6 protein-coding genes and 1 pseudogene are annotated in these 7,019 nt (G+C 68.6%); 6 read left to right on the forward strand and 1 reads right to left on the reverse strand.

All coding sequences use genetic code 11. The annotated features are described in order from the left end of the window. Nucleotides 1-200: 200 nt before the first annotated feature. The 4 genes from AB0333_RS16785 (at nt 201) to AB0333_RS16800 (ending at nt 4,527) form a co-directional block, all read left to right on the forward strand. Entirely contained in the window at nt 201-563 is a 363-nt protein-coding gene (locus AB0333_RS16785) for a metalloregulator ArsR/SmtB family transcription factor (protein WP_366219814.1), read from the forward strand. Next, nucleotides 560-2,515 (forward strand): cation-translocating P-type ATPase, encoded by a 1,956-nt coding sequence (locus AB0333_RS16790; RefSeq protein ID WP_366219815.1) that lies wholly within the window; start codon nt 560-562, stop codon nt 2,513-2,515. The genes AB0333_RS16785 and AB0333_RS16790 overlap by 4 nt, the downstream gene beginning before the upstream one ends. A 153-nt stretch (nt 2,516-2,668) precedes the next feature. Continuing rightward, nucleotides 2,669-3,169, forward strand: coding sequence for a signal peptidase II (locus tag AB0333_RS16795; protein ID WP_366219816.1), 501 nt, complete (start codon nt 2,669-2,671; stop codon nt 3,167-3,169). Between the two features lie 629 nt (nt 3,170-3,798). Then, nucleotides 3,799-4,527 carry a ZIP family metal transporter gene (locus tag AB0333_RS16800; protein ID WP_366219817.1) on the forward strand — a complete coding sequence of 243 codons (729 nt, stop codon included), beginning with the start codon at nt 3,799-3,801 and terminating at the stop codon, nt 4,525-4,527. A gap of 43 nt (nt 4,528-4,570) precedes the next feature. Here the strand turns inward: AB0333_RS16800 and AB0333_RS16805 are convergent. Further along, nucleotides 4,571-4,808 (reverse strand): annotated as a pseudogene (locus tag AB0333_RS16805) (hypothetical protein); the annotation flags it as partial. A gap of 79 nt (nt 4,809-4,887) precedes the next feature. Between AB0333_RS16805 and AB0333_RS16810 the strand changes: the two are divergent. Then, nucleotides 4,888-6,153: an Nramp family divalent metal transporter gene (locus tag AB0333_RS16810; protein ID WP_366219818.1), complete on the forward strand. Its 1,266-nt coding sequence runs from the start codon at nt 4,888-4,890 to the stop codon at nt 6,151-6,153. Between the two features lie 48 nt (nt 6,154-6,201). Then, nucleotides 6,202-6,906 carry a metal-dependent transcriptional regulator gene (locus tag AB0333_RS16815; RefSeq protein WP_366219819.1) on the forward strand — a complete coding sequence of 235 codons (705 nt, stop codon included), beginning with the start codon at nt 6,202-6,204 and terminating at the stop codon, nt 6,904-6,906. Nucleotides 6,907-7,019 lie beyond the last annotated feature (113 nt).

The following is a 7,019-nucleotide window of genomic DNA, read 5'->3' on the forward strand; positions in this document are numbered from 1 at the left end:
GGGCCCCGGACTGGACCATTTCGGCAAAGAATCCGCCGATGCTCATGCTGCCCTCCCGAGGGGCGTCCTCCGGAGACCACGATAAAGTGGGGGGCGTCGGTGACAAGCTGTCACGTACGGTCCTCTCTGTTACGGCGTGCGGGGCTCCGCATCGTCCGGGCCCCGCACGACACTACACCAGAGGATGTATAGTTCATCGCATGCTGACTATTGCCACGCGACTGGATGTGATGCACCGGCTGGGCCGGGCGATGGCCGACCCCACCCGGTCCCGGATCCTGCTGTCCCTGCTGGAGTGCCCGGGATATCCGGCGGAACTGGCCCGGGACCTGGGATTGAGCCGCTCGAACGTGTCCAACCACCTGACCTGCCTGCGGGACTGCGGGATCGTGACCGCCGAGCCCGAGGGACGCCGCACCCGGTACGAGATCGCCGATGCACACCTGACCCGCGCGCTGACCGCCCTGGTCGAGGTGACCCTCGCCGTGGACGCCTCCGCCCCCTGCCTGGACCCAGGCTGCCCGGTGCCCGGGTGCTGCGACACGGTGCAGGTGGCCTCATGAGCGCCGCCTGCGGCTGCGACGCCCCGAACCCCATGAGTAGCGCATCTGAGGAGCCCGAGGCGCATCGGCCGTGGTGGCGAGAAGCGGCCATCCTGGTCCCGGTGCTCTCCGGAGTGGCATTTCTGACCGGGCTGGTCCTGGAATGGTCCGGGGCAGGCTTCGCGGCCACGGTGGTGTTCTGGGCCGGGCTGGTGCTGGGCGCCTGGACCTTTGTGCCCGGTGCACTGCGCGGGCTCTTCACTCGGGGCCGGCTCGGGATTGGACTGCTGATGACGATCAGCGCCATCGGCGCGGTGATCCTGGGCTACATCGAGGAGGCCGCCGCCCTGGCGTTCTTGTACTCCATCGCCGAGGCCCTGGAAGACAAGGCCATGGACCGGGCCCGGGCCGGGCTGCGGGCTCTGTTGAAGCTCGTGCCCGAGACCGCCACTATCCGGGCCGGCGAGGCCACAGTCGAGGTCGAGGCCCGGGACCTGCAACCCGGGCAGGTACTTCTGGTGCGGCCCGGGGAACGGGTCGCCACCGACGGAATCGTGCGCGCCGGACGTAGCTCCCTGGATACCTCCGCGATCACCGGGGAATCCATCCCGGTCGAGGTGGCCCCCGGAGAAGCGGTCTCGGCCGGATCGATCAACACCTCCGGGGCCCTGGAGATCGAGGCCACCGCCGCCGGCACCGACAACTCCCTGACCACCATCGTGCACCTGGTCGAACAGGCCCAGGCCGAAAAGGGCGCCCGGGCCCGCCTGGCCGACCGGATCGCAAAGCCCCTGGTGCCCGGGGTGCTCATCCTGGCCGTGCTCGTCGCGGCCCTGGGGTCCCTGTTCGGAGACCCGGAACTGTGGATCACCCGCGCACTGGTGGTCCTGGTGGCCGCCTCCCCCTGCGCCCTGGCCATCGCGGTCCCGGTCACCGTGGTCTCCGCGATCGGGGCGGCCAGCCGGTTCGGGGTCGTCATCAAATCCGGGGCGGCCTTCGAACGCCTCGGCGGGATCCGCCACCTCGCCGTGGACAAGACCGGCACCCTAACCCGCAACCAGCCCACCGTCACCGCAATCCTCACCACCGAACAAGCCTCCGAGCAGGATGTGCTGGGCTGGGCTGCCGCCCTGGAACGGCACAGCACCCACCCGCTGGCCGCCGCGATCACCGCAGCTGCTCCCACCACGCCTGCGGCCGCCGACATCACTGAGACCGCTGGACACGGCATCACCGGCCGCCTCGATGGCGCCACGGTCACCGTGGGCAGCCCCCGCTGGCTCAGCCCCGGGTCCCTCGCCGAAGAGGTCCAGGCCTTGGAAGGGCAGGGCATGACCGTCGTTATCGTCCACCGCGACGGGTCGCCGGCCGGAGCGATCGGTGTCCGTGACGAGCTGCGCCCCGAGGTTCCGGATGTCGTGACCACCCTGGCCGGCCAGGGCATCGGACTGACGATGCTCACCGGCGACAACGACCGCACCGGTCAGGCGATCGCTGCCCAGGCCGGCATCGAGGATGTGCGCGCCGAACTACGCCCCGAGGACAAGGCGGCCGCCGTCAATCAGCTCTCTGGTGCCGGGCCGACCGCGATGATCGGCGACGGCATCAACGACGCTCCGGCCCTGGCCGCCGCCGATGTCGGCATCGCCATGGGAGCCACCGGCTCGGATGCGGCTATCGAGTCTGCCGACGTCGCCTTCACCGGCCATGACCTGCGCCTGATTCCTCAGGCCCTGGCGCATGCCCGCCGCGGTCGGGCCATCATCAACCAGAATATCGTCCTGTCACTGCTGATCATCGCCGTCCTGTTGCCGCTGGCTATCACCGGCGTCCTGGGTTTGGCCGCCGTGGTGCTGGTCCACGAGGTTGCCGAGGTCATCGTCATCCTCAACGGCCTGCGCGCTGCCGCCAGCCGGCGCACCACCCTGGAGCCCCTTGCTGACCGGCAGGCTCAGCCCGCCACCGTGGGATGAGCTCCCACCGTGCCTGCGGAACAGAGACTCCGCAGGCACGGTGGGAGCTGACATGCCGGGCCATCCGGAACCCTCCAGTGACTCCACAGGTCGCGCGGAGGTCAGCAGATCCACTGAGGCGCCGGGAAACGGGCGCATCGCGAAAGGACACGAATGAACCACCAGCGCAGGTACCCCCTGGTGCTCTTGACCATTGCGATCGGGGTCGGCGTAGTGGTCCTGGATCAGGGGACCAAGTGGTGGGCGGTAAACACTCTGTCCCTGCGTGAGCGAGTTCCGGTCCTCGGAGACTTGCTCGGGCTCCAGTTGATCTACAACCCTGGCGCGGCCTTCTCGCTCGGCACCGACGCGACCTGGATCTTCACCATCATCTCAGCTGTGGCCGTCGGGGTGGCGATCTGGTTCACCCTCCGGGTCCGAATCCTGCCCTGGGCCATTGTGATTGGGTGCCTCGGTGGCGCGGCGGTGTCCCACCTGGGTGACCGGCTCCTGCGCCCACCATCATTCGGGCAAGGACATATCGTGGACTTCATCGCCTACGGAGACTGGTTCATCGGCAACATCGCGGACATCTTCATCGTTGGCGGGGTGGTGGCCGTGCTCATCTTGGCCGCCACGGAGCACGACCGCGACACCGCAGAAGCCCCGCAGTAACTGCCACCAGGACACCTGCGCCGCCTGCATCGGCCGGCAAGCCCTACGGAGCAGCCCGTTGATGCCGGACGGGACCACAGGGATGCAGCGCTGCCTTGCACACGGCGACCAAGATCTTCGCGGTGGCTGCCTGCGGCATATGACTGTCTCTTCGAGGTCGTTCGATAACCTGACCTCATGGAGATGTCATGTACTGATTGTGGATGCAGGGTCAAACGGGGCGAAATCGTGCGCGCTTGCAATCGCCATCCGGCTTGTTGTTGCCGGGGTGTGCCGGTCGCGCATCTCAGAGAAACACGGGGCGAATAGCGCACATCGCGGAAGGATCTCAGGACCCCGTGAGCGCGGCGTAAGCCCAGCTGGCGGTCACCGGGATATCCCGAGTCAGACCCGGAGCTCCTGGTTGGGGCCGATTCCAACGTCAGCCGCATTACAACCCGTGACGGACATGGCCGCGTTGCCCTCGGCCGTTGAAGCACCCGACCTCTGATCTGGTATCAGCCTAGCCCGGCTCGAACCGTTCCCACCGGAGCGGTGAAAACGGCCACGGCACGCGAGGGCCCTATGAGGGCCGAGTACGGGCCGAGACCGAGATGAGTTGATGTGTCCACCACGAGAAGGCGGCAAATATGGAGGGTTTCGTCCTCGTTCTTGCCCTGGCCGCTCTGCCGGCGGCCGGCAACTTCCTCGGCGGACTGACCGCCGAGCTGCTCACGGTCTCCGGACGGGCTCTGTCCCTGTCCCTGCACCTGGCCGCGGGCATCGTGATGGCCGTGGTCGGGCTCGAGCTGATGCCCGAGGCGCTGACCGCCTCGGACCCATGGGTGCCGATCCTGGCCTTCATTGGCGGCGGAGCCCTGTTCGTGGGCATCGAGTGGCTCATCGGCTCGATTCGGAAACGCCTCGGCGCCGGTGGCGAGGCCAGCGGGCCGCTGGCGATCTTCACCGGGGTGTCACTCGACCTGTTCAGCGACGGGGTGATGATCGGCACCGCAACCGTCCTGAACCCCTCTTTGGGCCTGCTGCTGGCCATCGGCCAGGTCCCGGCCGACGTGCCCGAGGGCTTCGCGGCGATCGCCACCTTGCGACGGGCCGGCATCCGCCGCCGCACCCGCATCCTCATGGCCGCCGCCTTCGCGGCCCCCATCCTGATGGGGGCCACTCTGGGCTATTTCGCCCTGCGCCAGGCCCCGGAGATCTTCACCCTGGCCGTACTGGCCCTGACTGGCGGGGCTCTGACCAGCGTGGTGGTCGAGGAAATGATCACCGAAGCCCACGAAAACCCCACCAGCAAATGGGAACCTATCGCCCTCACTGGCGGCTTCGCCCTCTTCGCCGCCATCTCCGCCTACACCTAGGCCCGCATCAACGGGACGGCGGCCAGACACTTTGCCGGCTGTGGTTGGTGCCGGTCTGGCGGGACGGTACCGCCCCGGTGGCGGCACATTTGTCGGCGCAGTCCAGGTTCTTGCGGATGCACTCTCAACTCGGCGACGCTGTCCTCGGCCAGGCAGGCATCCGCGCAGGCGGTGCAGGTCTGGGCGCATTCGAGGCAGGCGGCGATGCACTCGGCCAGTTTCTGCCGGTCGATCCTGCCGCCGACCGTAGGCCGTTGGCACCGGCCGGATGAAGACCTCACCCGCGGCCATATCGGCCATCGCTCAGCCAATCCCCCCAAAAGTTCGTGTAGCTTAACTTTTATGCGGGCATCATCGAGGATGACGACAGGGGCCGAAACCGTCTCGGAAGCGGCGGCCGGGCAGCGCTGGGTCCGGCGCCAGCCGGTGCCGTGGCTGTTGGGGCCGGCCTTCGTGGCGGCGGTGGCCTACGTGGACCCGGGCAATGTGGCGGCCAACCTCACCGCGGGGGCCCAGTACGGGTACCTGCTGGTGTGGGTGCTGGTGGCCGCGAATCTCATGGCCGTGCTAGTGCAGTACCTCTCAGCCAAGCTCGGGCTGGTCACCGGGTCCTCGCTGCCCGAGCTGCTGGGCAAGCGGCTGCCACCGGGCCGGCGGCTGGCCTACTGGGTACAGGCTGAGGGCGTGGCCGCGGCCACCGACCTGGCCGAGGTGTTGGGCGGGGCGATCGCCCTGCACATCCTCTTCGGGATCCCCCTGCTCCTAGGTGGGCTGATCATCGGGGTGGTCTCGATGCTGTTGCTGGTCATCCAGTCCCGGCACGGCCAGCGGCCCTTCGAATTCGTCGTGATCGGCCTGCTGGTGATCGTAACCCTCGGCTTCGTCGCCGGCCTGTTCTTCGGCCCGGTCTCCTGGGGTGCGGCGGCGGCCGGGATCGTGCCGCGCTTCGAAGGCGTCCAGACCGTGCTGTTGGCCGCCGGCATGCTCGGGGCCACGGTGATGCCGCACGCGATCTACGCCCATTCGTCCCTGGCCCGGGACCGGCACGGCAGCGCTCTCCCCACCGCGGCGCTGCCGCGGCTGCTGACCGCGACCCGCTGGGACGTGGTGCTGTCCCTGCTGGTGGCCGGGTCCGTTAATATCGCCATGCTGCTGCTGGCCGCTGGCAACCTGGCCGGGGTTCCCGGCACCGACAGCATCGAGGGTGCCCATGCGGCGATCACCGCCGCGCTGGGCCCGGTGGTGGGGATCGCCTTCGGCCTAGGACTGCTGGCCTCCGGGCTGGCCTCGACCTCGGTGGGCTGTTACGCCGGCTCGACCATCATGGCCGGACTGCTGCACAAGAACATCCCGCAGGCGGCCCGCCGGGCCGTCACCCTGATCCCGGCGCTGGCGGTCATTGCCACCGGGGTGGAGCCGACCTGGGCGCTGGTGCTCTCCCAGGTGGTGCTGAGCCTGGGCATCCCCTTCGCCTTGATCCCCCTGGTCGCCCTGACCGGCAACCCCACGGTAATGGGGTCCTTCACCAATCGGGCGCCGTTGCAAGTGGCGGCCTGGGTGGTCGTGGGCCTGATCGTGGCACTGAATCTGGCCCTGATCGGGCTGATGGCCACCGGCCAAGGCTGATGATCATCGGCAAGATTGAGACGCCGGGGGTTGGGTAGCGTGGCCGGCATGGACCCGAGCGAACTCACCCCGGTGGCTCAGGACTACCTCAAGGTCATCTGGTCGGCCACCGAATGGGGAGATCCGCCCATCACCACCACCGCCCTGGCCGCCCGCCTCGGCACCACGGCCCCGAACGTCGCCGACACCGTCAAACGCCTGGCCGCTCAGGGGCTGGTGGAGTACCGCCCGTACAAACCGGTCAACCTCACCCCTGCCGGACGCGACTACGCCGTGGCCATGGTCCGCCGCCACCGGCTACTCGAGACTTTCCTGGTCATCACCCTGGGCTACTCCTGGGACCAGGTCCACGACGAGGCCGATCGGCTCGAGCATGCCGCCTCCCAAACGCTCATCGAACACATCGACGCCCTGCTCGGCCACCCCGACCGCGACCCGCACGGAGACCCCATCCCGACCGTGGAGGGACACACCCACCGACCGGCCCACGCCATCCGCCTGGCCGACGCTGCCCCCGACATCTACCGCATCGCGCGGGTCTCGGATGCCGATCCCTCCCGCCTGAATCGCTTCAGCGGTCACGGCCTGCGGCCCGGTCAGACGGTCCGGGTGGGTGAGCGTGAGGCCGGTGGCCTCACTCTCAGCATCCCGGGCAACGACCATGCCCCGCTGGTCCTGGCCCCGGAGGAAGCCAAGGCGATCTGGGTCAGCCCGGCGGGATCCGACGTCCTTCGGGGACCGGTGTCCATCTAGGCGGAACCCGGGTTACGGGCAACGCCGTTCGGTTAGTCGTCGGGGTCCGGTGTCAAGATTCTCGTGGTGAGTGTCGCGGGATAGGTGCGGCGGTCGATGTCTCGGCCTTTGGC

Origin of the sequence: Citricoccus sp. NPDC079358, from assembly GCF_040702545.1 — a bacterium.
Lineage (GTDB): Bacteria > Actinomycetota > Actinomycetes > Actinomycetales > Micrococcaceae > Citricoccus.